We start from the raw sequence: 18,928 nt of genomic DNA on the forward strand, positions 1-18,928 counted from the left end.
ACGGATAAAAGGTACTCTAGGGATAACAGGCTGATTTTGCCCAAGAGTCCATATCGACGGCAAAGTTTGGCACCTCGATGTCGGCTCATCACATCCTGGGGCTGGAGCAGGTCCCAAGGGTATGGCTGTTCGCCATTTAAAGTGGTACGTGAGCTGGGTTCAGAACGTCGTGAGACAGTTTGGTCCCTATCTGCCGTGGGTGTTCGAAGCTTGAGAGGATCTGTCCCTAGTACGAGAGGACCGGGATGGACATACCTCTGGTGGACCTGTCGTGGCGCCAGCTGCGCAGCAGGGTAGCTATGTATGGAATAGATAACCGCTGAAAGCATCTAAGCGGGAAACTAACCTCAAAACAAGGCTTCGCTGAGGATCGTGGAAGACTACCACGTTGATAGGCCAGGTGTGGAAGTGGGGCGACCCATGAAGCTTACTGGTACTAATAATCCGATCGGCTTGATCGTTTCTCAGCAAAACTCATTCGATTGCTTCGGCTGACGCCGAAGCCGACAATGTCTTCTCGCAATCCTTCTGTCCGCCTGGTTGACCTGGTGGCTATGTCGGAGGTTCCCCACCCGATCCCATTCCGAACTCGGTCGTTAAGCCCTCCAGAGCCGATGGTACTTCGTCTTAAGGCGCGGGAGAGTAGGTCGCCGCCGGGTCTACCAGTCGGACAGATGATTGCTTCTCGAACCGTTCTTCCTCACTGCCTACCGTTTGCCGCGGGATGGAGCAGCCCGGTAGCTCGTCAGGCTCATAACCTGAAGGTCGCAGGTTCAAATCCTGCTCCCGCACCCACTTTCATAGTATCTTCGCCGTCCTGGTTCACCAGGGCGGCGATTTTGCCTTGTACGGTGAGCGCAAATTTCCCCCGCTCGCGTAGCGGACGGACCACCACCGTCTCGATTAGCTTTCGTACCAGATTGCGAGCTTCGACGGCGGCCTCGCTGTCGTTGCGCTGCAAGGCGCGCTCCAGCGACGTAACCATCGCTCGATAGCGTTCAGTAATGCAGGGAGGTAGAGCAAGGACCTCCGGCGCTGGCGACGCCGCGAGTTCTTCCTCGAGTTCGGCGCGTCGGGCTTCCAGCGCCTCAAGGCGTTCCTTGACGGCCACGCCGGCAATCACGCCGTCGGCAACTTGATCAACCAGTCGCTCCGCGCGACGCTTCACTTCGGCCAGCTCAGCTTCTGCCTTGCCTCGCCTCAGGCTGAACATTCGAGCATCTCGCTCGGCGGCGATGCGCGCTTCCTCGACGGCGATCGCTATTCTGTCCGGGGCCAGAAGCCGGTCCTTGATGGCAGCCAGAACACGAGCCTCGATCTCGGCCCCCTTGATGCTGCGACCATTGGTGCAAACCGCTTCGCCTTGCTCCCGGCGCCGAGAGCACATGAATCGCTGCGCGTCTCCACTTCGGATCATGCTGCCACTGCAAACACCGCAGGTCAGCTTGCCGCTTAAGAGATGCTTCGGCCGGACCGACCCGCGAGGAGAGGACGCTTGTGGCCCCAGCCTGTTCTCTTCGTATCGCTCGCGGACCTTCTGCCAGAGATCGTCAGAAATGATGCGTAGCTGTGGGACCTCTGTGCGCACAATGTCATCGAGGTCGCCGGACCTAGCGCGCCGCTTTCCCGTCCGGCGGTCTTTCATCCAAGTCTGACGCCCGAAAACGAGCACGCCGCGGTATAGTTCGTTATGAATGATGCCGTTGCCGCGATCAGCGTTGCCATTGATCGTGGAGGCATTCCATTTTCCGCCCCGGGGGCCAGGAATACCTCGGGTGTTCAAGTCACTGACGATTGCGCGCGGGGACGCGCCGGTAGCGTAGCGCCGGAAAATTTCTCGCACCACATCGGCCTCAACCTCGTCCACATCCCGCAGGCCTCTCACTGGCTCCCCAAGTGCATCGAGTTCGCGCCGAATGCGGTAGCCGTAGACGCGACCGCCCGTGTGACGGCCAGACCGGACGACGCCCTGCAAACCGCGCCGCGTCTTGCGGCCGATTTCCTGCAGCTGAAGCGCATTCATCGTCCCCTTCAGGCCGACGTGAAGCTCCGTGATATTGTCCTCCGCGATCGTGCGGATACGGACTCCATGAAACCGGAGATCCTCAAACGTGGCCGCTACGTCTGCTTGGGATCGAGACAATCGATCCAAGGCCTCGCAGATCACCAGATCGAACTCGCCAGCTTCGGCGCCCGCCATCAATGCCTGCAAACCAGGGCGGTTGGCGCTGGACGCGCCAGAGATGCCGGCGTCCTCATAAGTGGCGCAGATTTCCACTCCCTGGCGCTCGGCATACAGCCGACAGATGGCGAACTGATCTTGGATAGATGCGGCGTTCTGGAGATCGCTTGAGTAGCGGGCGTACAGGGCTGCGCGCATCAGCGGCTCGGCTCCGAGGGGGGATGGGTCCCTACAGGCTGGGCTTCCAACAGCATTCGCGCAAGAGCGCGAGCGAGGTCATCAACCAGTGCTTGTGCGCCCATCATGCGCAGAGTTGGGCAAACCTCGTCGTCATGAGAAATCTCCGCGACGCGAGCGGTGACATAAGACGTAAGATCGCCAAGGAAGGCCGGTGCCTGAGTTGCCGTCGCCTCTTCAGAGGAAAAGGGAAGGCTGGCAGCTTGATGTACAAGGGACATTCACCCTCACGGATACAGCGTCGCAACTTTCGTGTGCGACGGGAACGTGAGGGGGCCTTCGACTTGGTAGGCTGAGAAATCCTACCAATTCCCTAACTATGGTCGGCGATCGAGTGCTAACGCCTCCTTGGGCAGCTTGGAACCAGAACGGGCAGGGGCTTTGGGCTCAGTCGACTCGAGGCACGGCTTGGGACAGAGCAGACTATCGTGACCAGCCGTTTAATCCGCCAGGAATGTCGCCGGGCTCACGTTGAGGGCACGTCCAAGGTGGACGAGGGCCAGCACGCCGACGTTCCTTTCGCCCCTTTCAATACCGCCGATGTAGTTCCGGTGCAGGCCTGACCGTTCGGCGAGCTCTTCCTGGCTCAAGCCGGCCGACAGCCGTGCGGCCCTGACGCGCGCGCCCATAGCGATGAGGTCCGGAGATTTGGCCACGACCTTGGTTGCGTCAGGCCAATCTCCGGAGCTACACACTATCAGTGTGATTGATGAGGTGGCGCACTGATGGACGAGACGGACAGGTACGAAGAGGACTACGGAGCCATCGGCTCCCTGATCGGGCCGGGCTCGCATCTCGAAGGCGACCGCCTGAACGAATTGCTGGCTCTGATCTCCATCGAGCTAATGAGGCGCGCCACAAAGGCCGGGCTCGAAGACGAGGGTGCCCGGGCGCTCCGCCAGGTGCTGCTGCTCTGGATGCGCAAGCTCCATTCGACCCCGTACAATCCCCGGCGGCTCGAGTTCTTCGTTTCCGAGTTTTCGGATCCCGACAGAAAGAGGGTCGAGCGGGGCCTCAAGCTGCTCAGCCAGTGCCTGCCGATGGTCCAGAAGAACGGATGGGCAGGCGAGATCGTGGTGGACCTCTCACCATGGCTCAGGGACAACGACGACGCTTTGATCTCTGACCTGCACCGGCAGTGGCTGAGCCAGCATATCCGCGCCGTTCAGCACGCCTGCCACGGGGCCGAGCTGATGATCGAGAATTACCTCGACCCGCGGCTGCCGCAGAGCAGCCGGCCCGGCGTGCGCGCCCGACTGACGTTGCTTCAGGAACGATGGAAGGCCCTTCAAAGGCGCCTGAAGCTGACAAGGCGTGCCCATCTGCGCGAGGCGCTGGGCGATCCCTGGGCGCTGTACGACGAGGTCGCCGAGCTGGAGCATCTCCACGACTGCGTCGTGGGCTTGCAGGCTGACCCCGACGGAACGCCCATGCTGTTCTCAATGCTCTGGAGGCTGGAGGGGCCGTCGAAGCTTCAGGCGCTGTCGCTTTCGCGGCTCGAAACCGGCAAGGCCGAGCGTGAACCTCGTCGCCGGAGCAGTGGTTTGGTACACTGATCCGGCCACGTCCGGCCGCGCGGGCCGCGAGTTTCAGAGGAGTGCTCCGATGTTGGACGTCGCGATTTTCGCGCTCGGCGGCCTGACCGCGCTGATCGTCGGCTTCGTCGTCATCCCTCTGTTCCGGAGGCTTGTGAGCAAGCTGACAGAACCGGCAGACGCCGTGCACTCCGCCCCACCCGCCGAAGGAAATCGGGACCAAGCAACAGGACAATAGAGCGCCTGTTCGGTGCGGGGGCGACGCGATCATAGGCGCTGTCCACTTCCAGCGCTGCCCCGCTCGAACATTCCTCGAGGGGGGGCTCGATCACTTGCCTTAGGCCCCTCAGTTTCTGCCGATTGGCGAGCCCAAACCTCAGTAGTCGACCGGCGCTGAGTGGCCGCGCCAGGACCGCTGTCAGGCCCCCAACGAAGATAGTTCAGTCGCTGGCTCGATGCGGTTGTCCGGCCCCACAGGGGCGAAGGAAGAAGCCTCTTCGAGGCGTGCACACACTACGCACACCTGCGGCCTTGGAAGTCGCTGATAAATAATACGAAAAAAAAGTATGGGCGGAGGCTACTAGTAGCTCACCTTCGCTTCACGCCGATATTCTCCTTACAGATCGGGGAGTTCGAGTGAGCTACTTTTGACCCGCCCTGGACGAAATGGCCCATCTGAGGCGACGATCATGGGAGCGTCAACGATCACAAAGTGCGCTCGTGGAGCGGCTTCGCGTTATGGCGAAGCAGGCCGTTGATCACGTGCGTCGTGCCTCGTTTGCGCTGAGGCGGATCTCGATGCCGGTGCTGCCTGAGTGACCATTTCGAGCGTGCCGGGGGCACCGTCCATGAGATGTTCCGATTTGCGCCACGAGCGGACATCGGCTCCGCGCCTGGAAGTAGACAAAAGAGCTCGAACCACAGGAGCCGTGCGGACGAACAAACAATGAACTGGACGACGCATCTCGCAGCAGTCAGATTCCCTATCTGCCGAATCTCGCATGCTGCTCGGCCCGGAGTGAAGATGACCGCGCGCAACGGACAGATGTCCTTCTATGAGTTCTTCGCTGGTGGAGGCATGGCACGTGCTGGACTTGGCGATGCGTGGACTTGCCTGTTCGCCAACGATTTCGACGCCAAGAAGGGCTTCACGTATCAAGCCAACTGGGGGACCGGTGGTGAGCTGACCATCGGGGATATACGCGACCTTGAAGCGAGCGCCTTGCCAGGCACCCCAAACCTCGTCTGGGGCAGCTTCCCCTGCCAAGATCTCTCATTGGCAGGTGCCGGGGCGGGCCTCGCCGGTGCGCGGTCCGGCACCTTCTATCCCTTCTGGGACCTGATCCGGGGATTAGTGGACGATGGACGAGCACCGGATCTCGTCGCTGTCGAAAACGTGTGCGGCACGCTGACGTCGCACGGCGGCGAGGACTTTCGCGCCATCTGCCGAACCTTCTCAGAGGCCGGGTATCGGTATGGCGCCCTCGTCATCAACGCGGACCTCTTCGTCCCCCAATCTCGCCCCCGCCTGTTCGTCATCGGCGTCCGGGCAGATGTCCCGATCCCACCGGAACTTTTGTCGCCGGAAGCGATCGGCCCGTTCCACACCCGCGCTCTGAGCCGCGCGATCGAAACTCTCTCTCCAGAGGTTCGTGAGAACCTCGTCTGGTGGAATGTCCCCACTCCCGAACGGCGTCAAAGCACGTTTGCGGATCTGATCGAGGACGCCCCCGACAGCGTCGTCTGGCATAATCAGCTCGAAACCAAGAAGCTGCTCGACATGATGTCGCCGGTGAACCTGGCCAAGGTCGAGGCCGCCAAGCGCGCCGGGCGGCGCATGGTGGGCGGTGTCTACCGCCGGACCCGTCCCGACGGCCAAAGGATCAAGGTGCAGCGGGCCGAGGTCCGGTTCGACGATGTGGCGGGATGTCTGCGAACGCCGGCGGGCGGCTCCAGCCGCCAGATCATTCTCGTCGTCGACGGTCCGCGTGTCAGATCGCGGCTCATCTCAGCGAGGGAGACAGCCCGCCTGATGGGCCTTGAGGACAGCTACATTCTCCCGAGCCGCTACAATGAAGCCTATCATTTGACGGGCGATGGCGTTGCAGCTCCCGTCGTCCGGCACCTAGCCCGACACGTTTTCGAGCCCGTGCTGGCGGCCGCTCCGGCTTTGCGTCAGGTCGCCTGAATGGCGGGTCCTCTGCAGTTGGAGGACGGCTCTCACCTGCCTCCCTTTGAAACAGAAGATCTGCGCGCCAACCTGGCTGCGTTCCTCGACTCCGGTTTTGACGATCCATCAGGCCTGAGGGTGCGGGTCGGGAATTATAAGTGGGGCGTCTACGCCTTCTTCGACTACGACGGCGAACCCATCTACGTTGGCCAGACTAATGAGATGCTGCGCACCCGCATTCGGCGGCACCTCACCAATCAACGGACGGACGCCGTGGCGATGTCCGTCCTCGACCCTTTTGAAGTCTATGAGATCGAAGTCTGGCCGCTTCCGGATCTCCAGCAAGTCAGTGGCAAAAACGTCGAGGCCAAACGTCGCCTTGATGCTCTAGAGCGGCTGATCACCGAACAGGCGGTGGAACGGTCGACCTTCAAGGCGATCCTAAACGAGAAGGATCCTCCGCCGGGCGTTCTGGCTGTCGAGGCTCCGCCATCGTTGCGCGGGCGGATCGTCTCGGATCGGGTCTTCGAACTCCGCTCCCATCCAGACTTTCGCATCGCACGGCGCGCTCTCGTGATCTCACGTTTGGCGCAGGTGATCTCCGAGCGGAAAGTCCAAGGGGGCCTCCGGCGAGTTCTCAAGACGCAGGCGCGACGATTGCAGTGGCTTGCGGAGAGGCGCTACGAGGCCCTCGGCGGAGCCGCCTCGGTTGAACATGAAGACGTGCTCGACGGCGGCACCTAGCCTGACACTCCCATACTGAGCCATCCCGGTGCGGAACTGGCCGGGTAATGAAGCACGGCTTCCGGCAGACCTGCCCCAGCAACGGACCTCGGAGCCGCGCCGTATGACGGACGTTCGGCGGCGACGCCAGCTTTCCCTCCCTCGGAGAACGGCGCAACCTGTGCTAGCACGTCCTGGGAGGGCGCGTGCTTACACAGATCAAGAAGATCAAAAGTCTCGGCGTGTTCGACAACTACGCCGCACCGCCGGAGCTGAAAGCCTTCGAGCGGTTCAACGTCATTTACGGCGAGAACGGCTCCGGCAAGACGACCCTCTCGCGCCTTCTCGCCTGTCTTCAGGCGGGCGAGCACAAGGATTACCCGAGTCTCGAATTTGCAGTCGATACGCAATCGGGGTCGCTGACCCACGGCCAGCAGTACGTGCGGAACGTCCGCGTCTTCAACAGCGATTTCGTGGAGGCCAACATTGGCCGGTTCGACGGTCCCCTTCGGCACATCCTGATCCTGGGCGAGGAGAACAAGGCCGTTGCGGCTGAGATCAAAGCCGAGATCGCGACTCGCGACGACCGGACCAAACGGCTTCAGGATATCGCCGCCGCCGTCACGAAGCTGGAGAGTGAGCGCGGGAAGATCTTCTCGACCATCGCCAAGACAATCGGCGAGGCGACCAGCGGCTCAACACTTCGGACCTATCGGAAGCCCGACGCCGAGATGGCATTCGGCAAGCTCTCGAATGCCAAATCGCTCAGCGATCCCGAGCTGGAAATCCACCGCGCCACCGTGCGGCAGGAGCAGATGCCGGAAGTCGGCAAGCTCCCCGTCCCCGGCATTATCGAACCGGACTCCGGGAAAACCATCGGGCCGGTCGGGGCCGCACATGCACTCGCGGAACGGTGCAAGGCGCTCACGACGCGGTCGGCGCAATCGGCCGTCATCGCCCGGCTTGCCAGTCATCCGGATATCGCGGTTTGGGTTGAGGAGGGCGTTGCCCTTCACAAGCACCACGCCAGCGAGACGTGCGAGTTTTGCGCCCAGCCGCTGCCGGCGGTGCGATTGAAGGCGCTCGCAGATCACTTCAGCGTCGAGGACCAGCAGCTCAAAGCCGAGATCGACCAAGAGCGGGTGTGGATCGCGGAAGTTCAAAAGGCTTTGGGGGAATTCGTCCTCCCTGACCGCCTTGCGCTCTATTCAGAGCTTCGCACTGATTACGACACCGCAGTCGCGGCCTTCGAGACTGAACTGGAGGCCGTCAAGGCGAGGGTGGCCGTCGTCGACGGCCTGCTCGCTGAGAAGCTGACGCGGCGTACAGAAGCTTATGACGGCGCGGCCCAATCAGATGCAGAGGCATTGAAGGCGGCCCTCACAGCGATCGCCGATGTGATGGACAGGCACGACGCTAAGACGAAAGGATTCGAAGCCGAGAAGGCGGCGGCCCGAAATGCCATCGAGGCCCACTATCTCCTGACCGTCAAGGCACAGGTCGAGGGGGTGGCGGCGAAGATCGCCACCTACAAAGCCGAGGAGACGTTGCTCACGGACGGCGGGGACGGTCTGCCCGACAAACGAAGCCTTGCTGCAATCACGCAGTCGATCATCGACAAGCAGGCCCAGATCTCGAACGAGCACAAAGGCGGCGAGGAGCTTACCACGCACCTGAAACAGTTCCTCGGCCGCACCGATCTCGTCTTCGAGAACAGCAAGGAGGGCTATGTCGTCCTGCGCCGGGGCAAGCCGGCGAAGCGCCTCAGCGAGGGGGAGAAGACCGCCATCGCCTTCCTCTATTTCCTCGTCCAGCTGAAGGATCAGGACTTCGACCTGGCTGAGGGCGTAGTCGTCATCGACGACCCCATTTCCAGTCTCGATTCAGGCGCGATCTATCAGGCCTTCTCGTTCCTGAAAAACGTCACGCAAGACGCCAAACAGCTCTTCATCCTGACCCACAATCACGAGTTCCTGCGGCTCGTAATCAACTGGTTCCAGAACCTGCCGAACTCCCTCGGCAAGAAGTCGTACGCGATGGTCCTGTGCTCCGAGACAGCGGCCGGACGCTCCGCCCGCATCACGACGCTTGACCCGCTCTTGATCGAGCATGCGACCGAGTACCATTACCTCTTCAAGGTGCTCTACACGTTCCAGTCGGATGGCACGATCCTGAGTTGCTACCACGTGCCGAACATCGCCCGGAAAGTCCTCGAAACCTTCCTCGACTTCCATCTGCCTTCGAACAATTCGCTCTATCGCAAGCTCGATGAGACGGACTTCGACCCGCACAAAAAGACGGCGATCTACAAGTTCACCAACGACCTGTCGCATTTCACCGGCAAGGGTTTCGATCCGGCCTTGGTCTCCGAAACGCAGAAGAACACCGCATACCTTCTGGAGATGATCAAACACGTGGCTCCCCTACATTACGCTGGGCTTGAGGCGTTGGCCAAAGGTTGATCAGCCATCAAATGTGGGTGCGACCTCTGAACTCCTCACGGCGCAGAGCAGACCTGCCGAACGTCAGCTAAGAGTCAAAGGCCGACTCTTGGCGCACCATCGTTGGCAAGGTCCGCGCCTGACTCATTTCGGCCGTTGGGAATGTCAGCTTCAAGGCGAGACGCCTCCGCCATCGCCCCTTGGTCATCCACCATGTCGTCGAAACGTTTGGCGTTACGGGGGGCGAGGTCAGACCTTATGACGAGCCCGTTATCGGGCGATACGTACGTTGGACTTGAGCGCTCCAGTTTGTCGCGTCGAGAGATCGACGAGGATCGGACAGTCCGGCCGGTCGTCGCCGGCGCAGCACTTCGCCAAGGTGCGCAGGGCGTCGGCCATCGCCTTCATCTCGGCGATGCGGGCGTCGAGATCGGCGACGTGCTTCTGGGCGATCGCCTTGACCTCGCGACTGGGGCGATCGCGATCACGCCAGAGCGACAGCAGATGGCCGATCTCCGCCACCGAGAACCCGAGGTCGCGGGCGCGGCGAATGAACTGCAACTCGTGCACGTCCCGCTCGCCGAAGTCACGGTAGTTGCTGTCCGTCCGGTCCGCCGGGCGGATCAGGCCGACGGACTCGTAGTACCGGATCATCTTGGTCGACACGCCCGTCGCCCGGGAGGCCTGGCCGATGTTCATGAGTGGACTCCTTCGAAGCGAGAGCTGAAGCCGCGCAGACGCAGGGCGTTGGTGAGGACGCTGACGCTGGACAGGGCCATGGCGCCGGCGGCCAGCATGGGCGACAGCAGCCAGCCGAACAGCGGGAACAGCAGACCAGCTGCGACCGGGATCAGAACGACATTGTAGCCGAACGCCCAGACGAGATTCTGGCGGATGTTGCGCATGGTGGCGCGCGACAGGGCGATGGCGTTGACGGCGCCGCGCAGATCGCCGCCGATGAGCACGACGTCGGCGCTCTCGATGGCGACGTCCGTGCCGCCGCCGACGGCGAGGCCGACATCGGCCGCCGCCAGGGCGGGGGCGTCGTTGACGCCGTCGCCGACGAAGGCGACGCGACGGTCGCCGTCCTGAAGGGCGCGGATCGCCGCGACCTTGCCGTCGGGAAGCACCTCGGCGCGCACCTCGTCGATGCCGAGGCGCCGGGCCACGGCCTCGGCGGTGCGGCGGTTGTCGCCGGTGATCATCGCCACCTTCAGGCCCAGCGCGTGGATGGCGGCGATGGCGGCCGGCGTCGTGGGCTTGATCGGATCGGCGACTGCGATGACGGCGGCCAGCCGGCCGTCGACGGCGGCGTAGAGCGGGCTCTTGCCCTCCTCGCCCAGCCGTTCGGCCTGATCGGCGAAGGCGGACAGGTCGTGGCCAAGGTCGCGCATCAGACGGTCTGCGCCGACCTCAACGGCGCGGCCGGCGACGCGGCCCTCGGCGCCGTAGCCGGGACGGGAGGAAAAGGTCTCGGGCTCCGGCACGGCAAGCCCGCGCGCCTCGGCGGCCTTCAGAATGGCGCGGGCGATGGGGTGTTCCGAGCGCGTTTCGAGCGCGGCGACGAGGGCGAGCACCTCGTCCTCGATGAAGCCGTCGGCGACGGCGAGGTCGGTCAATTCGGGCCGGCCCGCGGTCAGGGTGCCGGTCTTGTCGAAGGCGACGACCTCGACGCCCTGCAGCGCCTGGAGCGCCTCGCCCTTGCGGAACAGCACGCCGAGCTCGGCGGCGCGGCCGGTGCCGACCATGATCGAGGTCGGGGTCGCCAGTCCCATGGCGCAGGGGCAGGCGATGATCAGCACCGCGACCGCGTTGACGAGGGCGAAACCCAGCGCCGGCTGCGGGCCGAACGCCAGCCAGACGCCGAAGGTCACGGCGGCGATGGCGATGACGACGGGCACGAACCAGCTCGTCACCCGGTCCACCAGGGCCTGGATCGGCAGCTTGGCGCCCTGCGCCGCCTCGACCATGCGCACGATCTGGGCCAGCACGGTCTCGGCGCCCACCTTCTCGGCGCGGAAGCGGAAGGCGCCGGTGGTGTTGATCGTGCCGCCGACGACCTTCGCCCCCTCGCCCTTCTCGACCGGAACCGGTTCGCCGGTCAGCATGGACTCGTCCACGAAAGAGGCCCCGGACAGGACCGAGCCGTCGACGGGAATTCGTTCGCCCGGCCGGACCGCGATGACGTCGCCGGGCGTCACCTGATCGATCGGCAGCTCGATCTCCGATCCGTCCCGCTCGACGCGGGCGGTCTTGGCCTGAAGGGTGACCAGACGGCGGATGGCCTGGCTGGTCTGGCCCTTGGCGCGGGCCTCGAACCAGCGGCCGACGAGGATCAGGGTGACGATCACCGCCGCCGCCTCGAAATAGACGTTGGCGGTCCCCGCCGGCAGCCACCGCGGGACGAAGGTCGCGACCGTGGAGAAGGCCCAGGCGGCGGTGGCGCCGAGCACGACCAGCGAGTTCATGTCCGGGGTCAGCCGGACCAGGTTCGGAACCCCCTTCCGGTAGAAGCGCAGGCCCGGCCCGAAGAGCACGAAGGTGGCCAGCACGAAGCTGACGATCCGCCACGGCGTCATGCCGAGGGTTCCCATCAGCCAGTCGTGGGCGCCGGGCACGAAATGCAGCGCCATCTCGACCACGAACAGGGGCAGGGTGGCGGCGCCGGCGATGGCGACGGCGCGACCCAGGCTGTGGATCTCGGCGGCGCGCGCGGCCTGTTCGCGATCCCCGCTGGTCGCGTCCGGCGGGGCGGCCGCTTCGGCGGTGTAGCCCGCCCCGGCCACGGCGTCGGTCAGGGCGCGCAGGTCGGCGGCGCCTTCCAGCACCCGGACCGTGGCCCGTTCAGTGGCGAGGTTGACGCTGGCGTCCAGCACCCCGGGCGCCGCCTTCAGCGCGCGCTCCACCCGGCCGACGCAGCTGGCGCAGGTCATGCCGCCGATCTTCAGTTCTAGGGTTCGCTCGATCGGTTCGTAACCGGCGGAGCGGATCGCCTGGGTCACGGCGGCCGGTGAGCCGACCTCGTCCAGTTCCACCCGCGCCCTCTCGGCGGCGAGGTTGACGGTGGCGCTCTTCACCCCCGGCGCGGCGCGGATGGCCTTCTCGACCCGGCCGACGCAGCTGGCGCAGGTCATGCCGAGCACGGGAATCTCAAGGGTGCGCAGGGTCGTGGTGGTCATCGGGACGGTCTCCGGAATTCCAGGTCCCGCCTCGGATGGACCTTCCAGTCATGGGAAGGTCAAGCTCCAAAATTCGCCTATCGCACCGCCTCGCGAATCTTCGGCTCCATGTCCGGCGTCAGCACCGCCGGGCGCGGCGGGAGCGGCCGATCGGCGCGCTCGCCGTTGAGCTCGATGTCCGCGATCAGCCTCTTCATCTCCTCGATCTCGCGGACCTGACTGGCGATGATCTCGTCCGCCAGCTCCCGGACCCGGGGATCGCTGATCTGCGCCTTGCTGGCGTTGTTGATGGCGATGGAGTGGTGCGGGATCATGGCGCGCATGAAGGTGGTGTCGTCCACGAGGGTCTGCGCCCGGTTCATGTAGAGCAGCAGCGCGCCGAGAACCGCGGCCGCCGCCACGATCGCCAGCTTGGCGCGCCGGCCCTCGTACATGCTCCACATGAAGCCGAGCATGATTACGGCCATGACGCAGCCCATGATCAGCGACGCCATCAGCCGGTTCAGACTGAACAGCGCGTGGTCGAGGCTGTAGACCAGCTGATACATCAGGAAGAACATCACGACCGTCGAGGTCGCGATCATCGCCGCGAAACGGCCCCAGCTCATTTTCATCCTCGGACACTCCGGAAGAACGTTGTCTTCCGGGCCAACGCCGCTGCGGCGTCCCGTGTTCCGGCGGGGAGCCCTTGACCTTCCAACGCTGGGAAACCCCACCTGCCTCATCGTCGATCGACAAAGGAGATGACGATGATCGAGTTGAAGGTTGAACGGATGACGTGCGGCGGGTGCGCCGCGACGGTCAGGGCTGCCGTGGCGGAAGTGGCGCCCGACGCCCGCCTGGAGATCGAGATCGCCTCGGGAACCCTGCGGGTCGAGGGGGCCGGCCACCCCGCCCGGCTCGCGCGCGACTTCAGCCGCTCGACCGAGGCCTACGCCCCCCAGACCGGAGAAGCCAGTTCCCGGCCCGCAAGAAAGCCGCGGACAACCCGCAAGACTCTGACGTTGCTTGCAAAACCGGCGCGATTTACGGGGAGTGGGGCGCAACCATGAGGTTATGCTCCATGCATCCGGAACCCGTCCCGAAACCCGAAGAACCCCTGGCGCTCAGCCAGCGCGAGACCGAATGCCTGGCCTGGGTCAGCCGCGGCAAGAGCTCCTCAGACATCGGCGCCATTCTTGGGTTGTCGCCGCGAACGGTCGACAGCTATCTCGAAAAGGCCTGCGCGAAGTTGCGCGTCCGCACCCGGATCGAGGCGGTGGCCCTCGCCGTCCGCACCGGCCTGATCGATCCGATCTGAAGGGGAGGGGGCGGGCCTGGAACTTCTGTACGGAAGCCCGGCGTTTCACAGCCGATCGCCGCCGACGCCGAAGACGTCCCCTGGCTCAAGATCGACCGCTATCGTTCCGGAACCCGCCGGGGACTCTTCTACATCACCGTCGGCGTCCGCGCATGCCCGGCATCCGGGTGGACGGGTCTGTACGCAGCGGCCGTCGCGGCCCCTCGTCGCTGGCGGACGACGACGACTATATTTCGCACTCCGGAACCGTCGCCGGAAGGCGGGGTTGTTCAGGCGTTCGCAACAAAGGGAGCCGGATCGCGGAACGGTTTTGTCCCGTTTGCCACGGAACGCCGCGTACGCCATCCGGCCGTAAGCCGCCATGCCCCTCCGACTCGTCCGTTCCGTCGCTCATCTTGGCGCCCCGCTTGTCCTTCTGGCCGCCTGCGGCCCGGGCGCCGAGCCCGGCGCGACCAAGGTCGAGGCGCAACAGCCGGCCGCGCCGGCGCAGGCGGCCGGGCCGGCCACGCCCTACGCTGCCGCCGAACAGAAGATGCACCAGGCAATGGCGGCGGCGAGCGGGGCGACGCTCGACGAGACCTGGACGCGCAAGATGATCCCGCACCACCAAGGGGCCGTCGACATGTCGCGCGTGGCGCTGGGGAGCACCCAGGACGCCGACATCCGGCGCATGGCCCAGAAGACCGTCGACATGCAGACCATGGACATCGCCGACCTGCAGCGATGGCTGGAACAACACGCGCCCTCGACGGGCGCCGGGCCGGCCGGTGATCCGTTCCGGGCGGCCGAAGACAGGATGAACCAGGCCATGATGGCCGCCAGCGGCGAGGGCGAGGTCCTGTGGGCCCGCAAGATGATCCCGCATCACCAGGGCGCTGCGGACCTGTCCCGCATCGTCCTTGAGCAGAGCGACGATCCAGCCATTCGCGAGAAGGCCCGGAAGATCATCGACGAGTCCATGAAGGACATCCGGGAGCTGGAGGCCTGGCTTTCGGAGCACGGCGGCTGAAACCGCGATCAAACCGGAGGGCGCCCGCCATGGCCAACAGCCATCCCGAACACCCGGGCCAGGAGATGAAAGGGGCGTACCGCGGTCTCTTTATTGAACTCGCGATCGATTTCGTGATCATGTACCTGGTCATGTACACGATGATCGCCACGCCCGATCACTTCCGCCTCAACCTCAACAACGTCGACATGACCTTGATGATGGTCGCCCCGATGGGGTTGGTCATGCTCCTGTTCATGCGCTCGATGTTCCCGTCCCGGCGCGCCAACCTGCTCATCGGCGCCGGGGCCGCGGCGGTGTTCGCCGTCAGCCTCTGGGGCATGCGCACCCAGGCCGCGATCGGCGACGACGAATTCCTCCGCTCGATGATCCCGCACCATTCGGGCGCCATCCTGATGTGCCGCGAGGCCCGCCTGACGGATCCCGAGATCATCCGCCTCTGCGACGGGATCGTGCGGTCCCAGCAGCGGGAGATCGACCAGATGGAGGCCATCCTGGCGCGGCGTTAGCCGGTGCGGTCGCCCCTGCGGGACGGAGATCGGGCGTTCAGCCCGCCGCGGCGCGGCGACGCGATCGCCACATCGACCAGTCCCGCGCCAGCCGGATCCAAAGCAGGATGAAGCCGGTGATCACGATGGTGAAGGTCAGGAAGGTGACAATGATGATCAGGGGGTGGTTGAAGTTTTCGCCCTTCTCCAGGTCCATGATGTGGAGCCGCCAGAAGAAGTCGTAGAAGCGCCACACCGCCGAGCGGCGGGTGACCACCTCACCGGTCTGCGGCGACAGGTAGAAGGTGGTGCGTTCCCTGTCGTCGAAGTCGACGCGCCAGATCGGCCCCTCGCGGCCAGTCTCCTGGGGGGCCTTGTCGAGCAGGACGGCGGCGGTCGGCGCGCCTTCGCCCTGATAGGCGCCCTGAGCCAGTCGCCGGGCCAGAGCGGCGTCGAGGGGTGGGAAGGCCTCGCCGGTCACGGCGGACACTGTCACCGGTTCGCCCTTCGCGGGCTTCAGGATCCAGGCGGGGCCGCGCGGGGTGGACCTGAGCTCCGCGCCGGCCACCGCCAGGCCGCGAGCGCGGGCGATGTCGCCGGGACTCCTGAGACTGTCGAAGGCGATGGGGACGGCTTCGCGCTCGCGAACATGGTGCTCGCTGCGCACGGTCTCGATCGGGATGGCGGTCATCACCAGCCCGCCGGCGACCCAGAACAGCACCTGGATGCCGACAGCCAGCGCGATCCACTTGTGCAGCTGGGTCGAGAGTCGAAGCACCTTCATCGTGGTCCTCAGGCTTGGGCGTTATGGCGGGCGAAAAGGCGGGTTGCGCCATTCTTCAGCACCAACAGGGTGTCGTAGGGCTCGCGGTCGCCGCCCGGCGTCTCCATCCCGGGCGATCCCGGCGGCATGCCCGGAACGGCGATCCCGACCGCCTCGGGCCGCTCGGCGAGCAGGCGACGAATGTCGGCGGCGGGCACATGGCCTTCGACGAAGTAGCCGGCGACGCGGGCGGAGTGGCAGGACGCCAGCGTTTCAGCCAGGCCGTGACTGCTGCGCAGGCCGCGCAGGTCCGCCAGGATGTTGACCGACACCATGAAGCCGGCGCCCCGCAGATGGCTTATCCAGGCGTCGCAGCACGCGCAGGTCGGGGTTTTGTAGACGGCGATCGCGTGGTTTTCCCGCGCCTGGCCGCAGGCGGCGGCCGGCGCGACGGCGGCCAGAACAACGCAGCCGAGGACGGCGCGGCGGGCGAGAACGGGCAGGGGCATCGGGAGGCTCGGTGTTGGTGACGAGGCGCCGAAACGACCGCGAACTTCAGCGGCCTGGACGGGCTGGCGTGTGGGAAAGGTCTAGGCGGCCGGGCGCGGCGCCCGCGAAGACGAATGATAGCGGATGATCCGCCAGCGTCCATCGCGGCGCTCGAGCACGCTGGTGGCGACGCCGCGCCGCTCGACCGTCGCCCGGGTGGGATCCTTGAAGACGATCCGGTAGCGGTAGGTCTCGGTCGCATAGGCGAGGTCGCCGGCCACCGTCGTCTCGAGTCGCCGGTCCTCGAAGGTGAACGCCGAGAACGCGGCCAGTTCCGGCCCGAGGTGGTGGGCGAGATAGTCGGCGAAGCGGCCCTCGACGCCGCCCTGCTCGTAGACCTGCGCCTCCGGCCAGAAGAACTGTGCAGCGGCCTCGCCGTCGAGCGCTTCGACGGCGGCCCGGTAGCCTTCCAGCACGGCAGCGACCTCGCTCTGGGCCTGGGAGGCGGCCTGGGGCGCTGGCGTCGCGTGGGCCAGGACGGGCGGAGCGACAAGAAGGACGGCGAGCAGGCTCAGGGCCGCGATCAGCATGCGGGACATCAGAAGGGTTCTCCTTGGTCGCTGTGGACGCTGCGCGCCTGTTCCAGCCCGGGGACAGGTTCGCGCCGTTCGACGAGCCGGCGGATCAGCCGTCGGCCAGGGCGCTCGATCGCCATGTGGATTCCGGCCGCCGCGGCCAGGGTCAGGGTCAGCAGGAGCGCCAGTTCCCCCAGACCCATCCGATAGTCGCCGCCGAGACCGGCGAGCCTCTGGACGGCGTTACGCCAGACCATCAGCACGGGCAGGTGAACCAGGTAGAGGGCGTAGGACGCCTCGCCGGCGAACAGCCAGAGCGGCTGTGACAGGAAGGTGCGGGCGCCGGATTTGGCGAGCAGGGCGAGCGCCAGCAGGAAAGGCCCCGAGAGGGCGACGATGAGGCGGTCGTCGAGCGGGATCTGCATGGCCGCGAGCAGGGCGGCGGTCGCTGCCAGCACGGCGGCGATCGCCGCCCGGGGGGAGAGCGCCACCCGCTGTCCCAGATAGTAGAGGCCTATCCCGAACAGGAACTCCGGCGCGATGCGCAGGATGCCCATGCTGTCTTCGGCCCGCGGCAGGACCACCCCGAAGACCCTGCGGTAGACGAGGTCGAGGGCCAGGAAGAACAGGGCGGCCAGGCCGGTCAGGACCAGCGGTCGGTCGCGCAGACGAAGGGCGATCCAGGCGAAGGCCGGAAAGGTCAGGTAGGCGAACCATTCCGCGGACAGCGACCAGGCCGGCCCGTTCCACAACGCCAACGACTGGCGCGGGAACCAGGCCTGGACCAGCAGCAAGGTCTGGACGAAGTCCGGGGCGTTGAAACGACCCGGCTCCAGGCCCACCCCCGCCAGGGGCGCCGCCAGCACCAGGGCCAGCATGCCCAGAAGGATGGCCAGGTGGGCGGGATAGATCCGGGCGAACCGCGCCGCCAGGAAGCGCCGGTATCGGGGTTGGGCGTTCCCCTGCAGATAGACGTGGGTGAGGATGAAGCCCGACAGGATGAAGAAGATGTCGACCCCGAGACGGGTCCGGTCCAGCAGGCCCGAGGCCGACGGCGGCAGCGTCCAGTAGAGCTGGTAGTGGAACAGCACCACCCCCAGGGCCAGGAAGAAGCGGATGCTGGTCAGCGGGTCCAGGACATCGGGGAAGGGATGGCGTCTAGAAGCGGAGATGGTTGACGCCATGGGTCAGCGCGCCTCCGAGCCAGGCGTTGAGCAGGACCGCCAGGGTCACCGCGGCCAGCGCCGCCGCGTAGAGGCCGCGCGCGGCGCGGCCAGACTGCCGACGCATCGATCGCTCCTTGGCCCACCAGGCCAGCAGCCCGAGCGCCGCGATCCCGGTCCCGAGCCACCGATGGAGGGTGTGGGTGGCGTCCTCCACCGGACCTGGCAGGCCCATCGCCAACCAGCCCAGGGCCGCGGCCCCGATGGCAGACAGCGCGGCCAGGGCGATCAGCACCCGCGTCCCGTCCGTTAGCCAGGCGCGTCGTCCCCAGGCCGCCGCCGCCTCGAGAACCGCGGCCACCAGGAACAGCGCGATCGGAAAATGCACCACGGCCGGATGCCAGCGACCGAGCCAGCGGACGAGGCGCTGCGGCATCGGTTTGGGCTCGGCGGCCGCCTCCGTGGCGGTATGATCCATGGCGGCGTGGTCCATGGCCGCCGGCGCGCCGGGCTGCGCCGCCGCGGCGGTCGGCGGGGGCGCCTTCTTGTGATCCTCGTGCGCCCAGCTCGGAGCCGTGACGAAGAGGGTTCCGATCGCCAGGACTGCCGGAATCCACCGCGACAACATCATTTCCCCCTCCGCACCAAGGCTTGCTATCCAGTGTTACGCGCTG

The 18,928-nt window shown here is 65.5% G+C and carries 19 protein-coding genes, 1 tRNA gene and 2 rRNA genes; 12 read left to right on the forward strand and 10 right to left on the reverse strand.

The window, feature by feature from the left end; translation table 11 throughout:
* From H2038_RS06070 to H2038_RS06080, 3 genes are all read left to right on the forward strand, one after another.
* A 23S ribosomal RNA gene (locus H2038_RS06070) occupies nucleotides 1-461 on the forward strand; the annotation flags it as partial.
* A gap of 83 nt (nucleotides 462-544) precedes the next feature.
* A 5S ribosomal RNA gene (gene rrf / locus H2038_RS06075) occupies nucleotides 545-659 on the forward strand.
* A gap of 59 nt (nucleotides 660-718) precedes the next feature.
* A tRNA-Met gene (locus tag H2038_RS06080) sits at nucleotides 719-795 on the forward strand.
* Here H2038_RS06080 and H2038_RS14860 read toward each other — a convergent pair.
* Nucleotides 752-2,380, reverse strand: coding sequence for a recombinase family protein (locus H2038_RS14860; protein ID WP_366926487.1), 1,629 nt, complete (start codon nucleotides 2,378-2,380; stop codon nucleotides 752-754). The genes H2038_RS06080 and H2038_RS14860 overlap by 44 nt on opposite strands.
* Before the next feature lie 479 nt (nucleotides 2,381-2,859).
* Nucleotides 2,860-3,213 (reverse strand): helix-turn-helix transcriptional regulator, encoded by a 354-nt coding sequence (locus tag H2038_RS14865; protein ID WP_366926486.1) that lies wholly within the window; start codon nucleotides 3,211-3,213, stop codon nucleotides 2,860-2,862.
* Here H2038_RS14865 and H2038_RS06100 point away from each other — a divergent pair.
* From H2038_RS06100 to H2038_RS06120, 5 genes are all read left to right on the forward strand, one after another.
* Nucleotides 3,145-3,975: a hypothetical protein gene (locus H2038_RS06100; RefSeq protein ID WP_092310775.1), complete on the forward strand. Its 831-nt coding sequence runs from the start codon at nucleotides 3,145-3,147 to the stop codon at nucleotides 3,973-3,975. The two genes, H2038_RS14865 and H2038_RS06100, sit on opposite strands and share 69 nt — an antisense overlap.
* Nucleotides 3,976-4,024: 49 nt before the next feature.
* A complete protein-coding gene (locus H2038_RS06105; protein WP_177221863.1) occupies nucleotides 4,025-4,192 on the forward strand; it encodes a hypothetical protein in 168 nt (55 codons plus the stop codon).
* A 786-nt stretch (nucleotides 4,193-4,978) separates the two neighbouring features.
* A complete protein-coding gene (gene dcm, locus H2038_RS06110; RefSeq protein WP_292110438.1) occupies nucleotides 4,979-6,142 on the forward strand; it encodes a DNA cytosine methyltransferase in 1,164 nt (387 codons plus the stop codon).
* Nucleotides 6,143-6,868: a GIY-YIG nuclease family protein gene (locus H2038_RS06115; protein ID WP_292110441.1), complete on the forward strand. Its 726-nt coding sequence runs from the start codon at nucleotides 6,143-6,145 to the stop codon at nucleotides 6,866-6,868. It begins immediately after the preceding gene.
* Nucleotides 6,869-7,053: 185 nt separating this feature from the next.
* Nucleotides 7,054-9,309, forward strand: a complete 2,256-nt coding sequence (locus tag H2038_RS06120; RefSeq protein ID WP_292110444.1) for an AAA family ATPase — start codon at nucleotides 7,054-7,056, stop codon at nucleotides 9,307-9,309.
* A 249-nt stretch (nucleotides 9,310-9,558) separates the two neighbouring features.
* Here H2038_RS06120 and cueR read toward each other — a convergent pair whose 3' ends face one another.
* The 3 genes from cueR to H2038_RS06135 form a co-directional block, all read right to left on the reverse strand.
* Nucleotides 9,559-9,987, reverse strand: a complete 429-nt coding sequence (gene cueR, locus H2038_RS06125; protein WP_092313791.1) for a Cu(I)-responsive transcriptional regulator — start codon at nucleotides 9,985-9,987, stop codon at nucleotides 9,559-9,561.
* Nucleotides 9,984-12,467, reverse strand: a complete 2,484-nt coding sequence (locus H2038_RS06130; protein ID WP_092313794.1) for a heavy metal translocating P-type ATPase — start codon at nucleotides 12,465-12,467, stop codon at nucleotides 9,984-9,986. The genes cueR and H2038_RS06130 overlap by 4 nt, the downstream gene beginning before the upstream one ends.
* 77 nt (nucleotides 12,468-12,544) lie before the next feature.
* Nucleotides 12,545-13,081, reverse strand: coding sequence for a DUF305 domain-containing protein (locus H2038_RS06135; protein WP_292110451.1), 537 nt, complete (start codon nucleotides 13,079-13,081; stop codon nucleotides 12,545-12,547).
* 135 nt (nucleotides 13,082-13,216) lie between these two features.
* Here H2038_RS06135 and H2038_RS06140 point away from each other — a divergent pair, with 135 nt between their 5' ends.
* The 4 genes from H2038_RS06140 (at nucleotide 13,217) to H2038_RS06155 (ending at nucleotide 15,285) form a co-directional block, all read left to right on the forward strand.
* Complete coding sequence (locus tag H2038_RS06140) at nucleotides 13,217-13,519, forward strand: heavy-metal-associated domain-containing protein (RefSeq protein ID WP_177221890.1); 303 nt, start codon at nucleotides 13,217-13,219, stop codon at nucleotides 13,517-13,519.
* Between the two features lie 11 nt (nucleotides 13,520-13,530).
* Entirely contained in the window at nucleotides 13,531-13,767 is a 237-nt protein-coding gene (locus H2038_RS06145; protein WP_092312159.1) for a helix-turn-helix transcriptional regulator, read from the forward strand.
* A gap of 361 nt (nucleotides 13,768-14,128) precedes the next feature.
* Nucleotides 14,129-14,776 carry a DUF305 domain-containing protein gene (locus tag H2038_RS06150; RefSeq protein WP_092312162.1) on the forward strand — a complete coding sequence of 216 codons (648 nt, stop codon included), beginning with the start codon at nucleotides 14,129-14,131 and terminating at the stop codon, nucleotides 14,774-14,776.
* Nucleotides 14,777-14,805: 29 nt separating this feature from the next.
* Nucleotides 14,806-15,285: a DUF305 domain-containing protein gene (locus tag H2038_RS06155; RefSeq protein ID WP_292110458.1), complete on the forward strand. Its 480-nt coding sequence runs from the start codon at nucleotides 14,806-14,808 to the stop codon at nucleotides 15,283-15,285.
* Between the two features lie 37 nt (nucleotides 15,286-15,322).
* Here H2038_RS06155 and H2038_RS06160 read toward each other — a convergent pair whose 3' ends face one another.
* The 5 genes from H2038_RS06160 to H2038_RS06180 form a co-directional block, all read right to left on the reverse strand.
* Complete coding sequence (locus tag H2038_RS06160) at nucleotides 15,323-16,048, reverse strand: PepSY-associated TM helix domain-containing protein (RefSeq protein ID WP_245777266.1); 726 nt, start codon at nucleotides 16,046-16,048, stop codon at nucleotides 15,323-15,325.
* 8 nt (nucleotides 16,049-16,056) lie between these two features.
* Nucleotides 16,057-16,536: a DUF411 domain-containing protein gene (locus tag H2038_RS06165; RefSeq protein WP_092312165.1), complete on the reverse strand. Its 480-nt coding sequence runs from the start codon at nucleotides 16,534-16,536 to the stop codon at nucleotides 16,057-16,059.
* A gap of 81 nt (nucleotides 16,537-16,617) precedes the next feature.
* Nucleotides 16,618-17,115, reverse strand: coding sequence for an SgcJ/EcaC family oxidoreductase (locus H2038_RS06170; protein WP_092312168.1), 498 nt, complete (start codon nucleotides 17,113-17,115; stop codon nucleotides 16,618-16,620).
* Complete coding sequence (locus H2038_RS06175) at nucleotides 17,115-18,275, reverse strand: acyltransferase (protein ID WP_292110463.1); 1,161 nt, start codon at nucleotides 18,273-18,275, stop codon at nucleotides 17,115-17,117. Before H2038_RS06175 ends, H2038_RS06170 begins: the two co-directional genes overlap by 1 nt.
* Nucleotides 18,250-18,885: a DUF2231 domain-containing protein gene (locus tag H2038_RS06180; protein WP_245777267.1), complete on the reverse strand. Its 636-nt coding sequence runs from the start codon at nucleotides 18,883-18,885 to the stop codon at nucleotides 18,250-18,252. The genes H2038_RS06175 and H2038_RS06180 overlap by 26 nt, the downstream gene beginning before the upstream one ends.
* Between the last annotated feature and the right edge of the window lie 43 nt (nucleotides 18,886-18,928).

This window comes from Brevundimonas sp., from assembly GCF_013912005.1.
In the GTDB taxonomy this organism is placed as follows: Bacteria; Pseudomonadota; Alphaproteobacteria; order Caulobacterales; family Caulobacteraceae; genus Brevundimonas.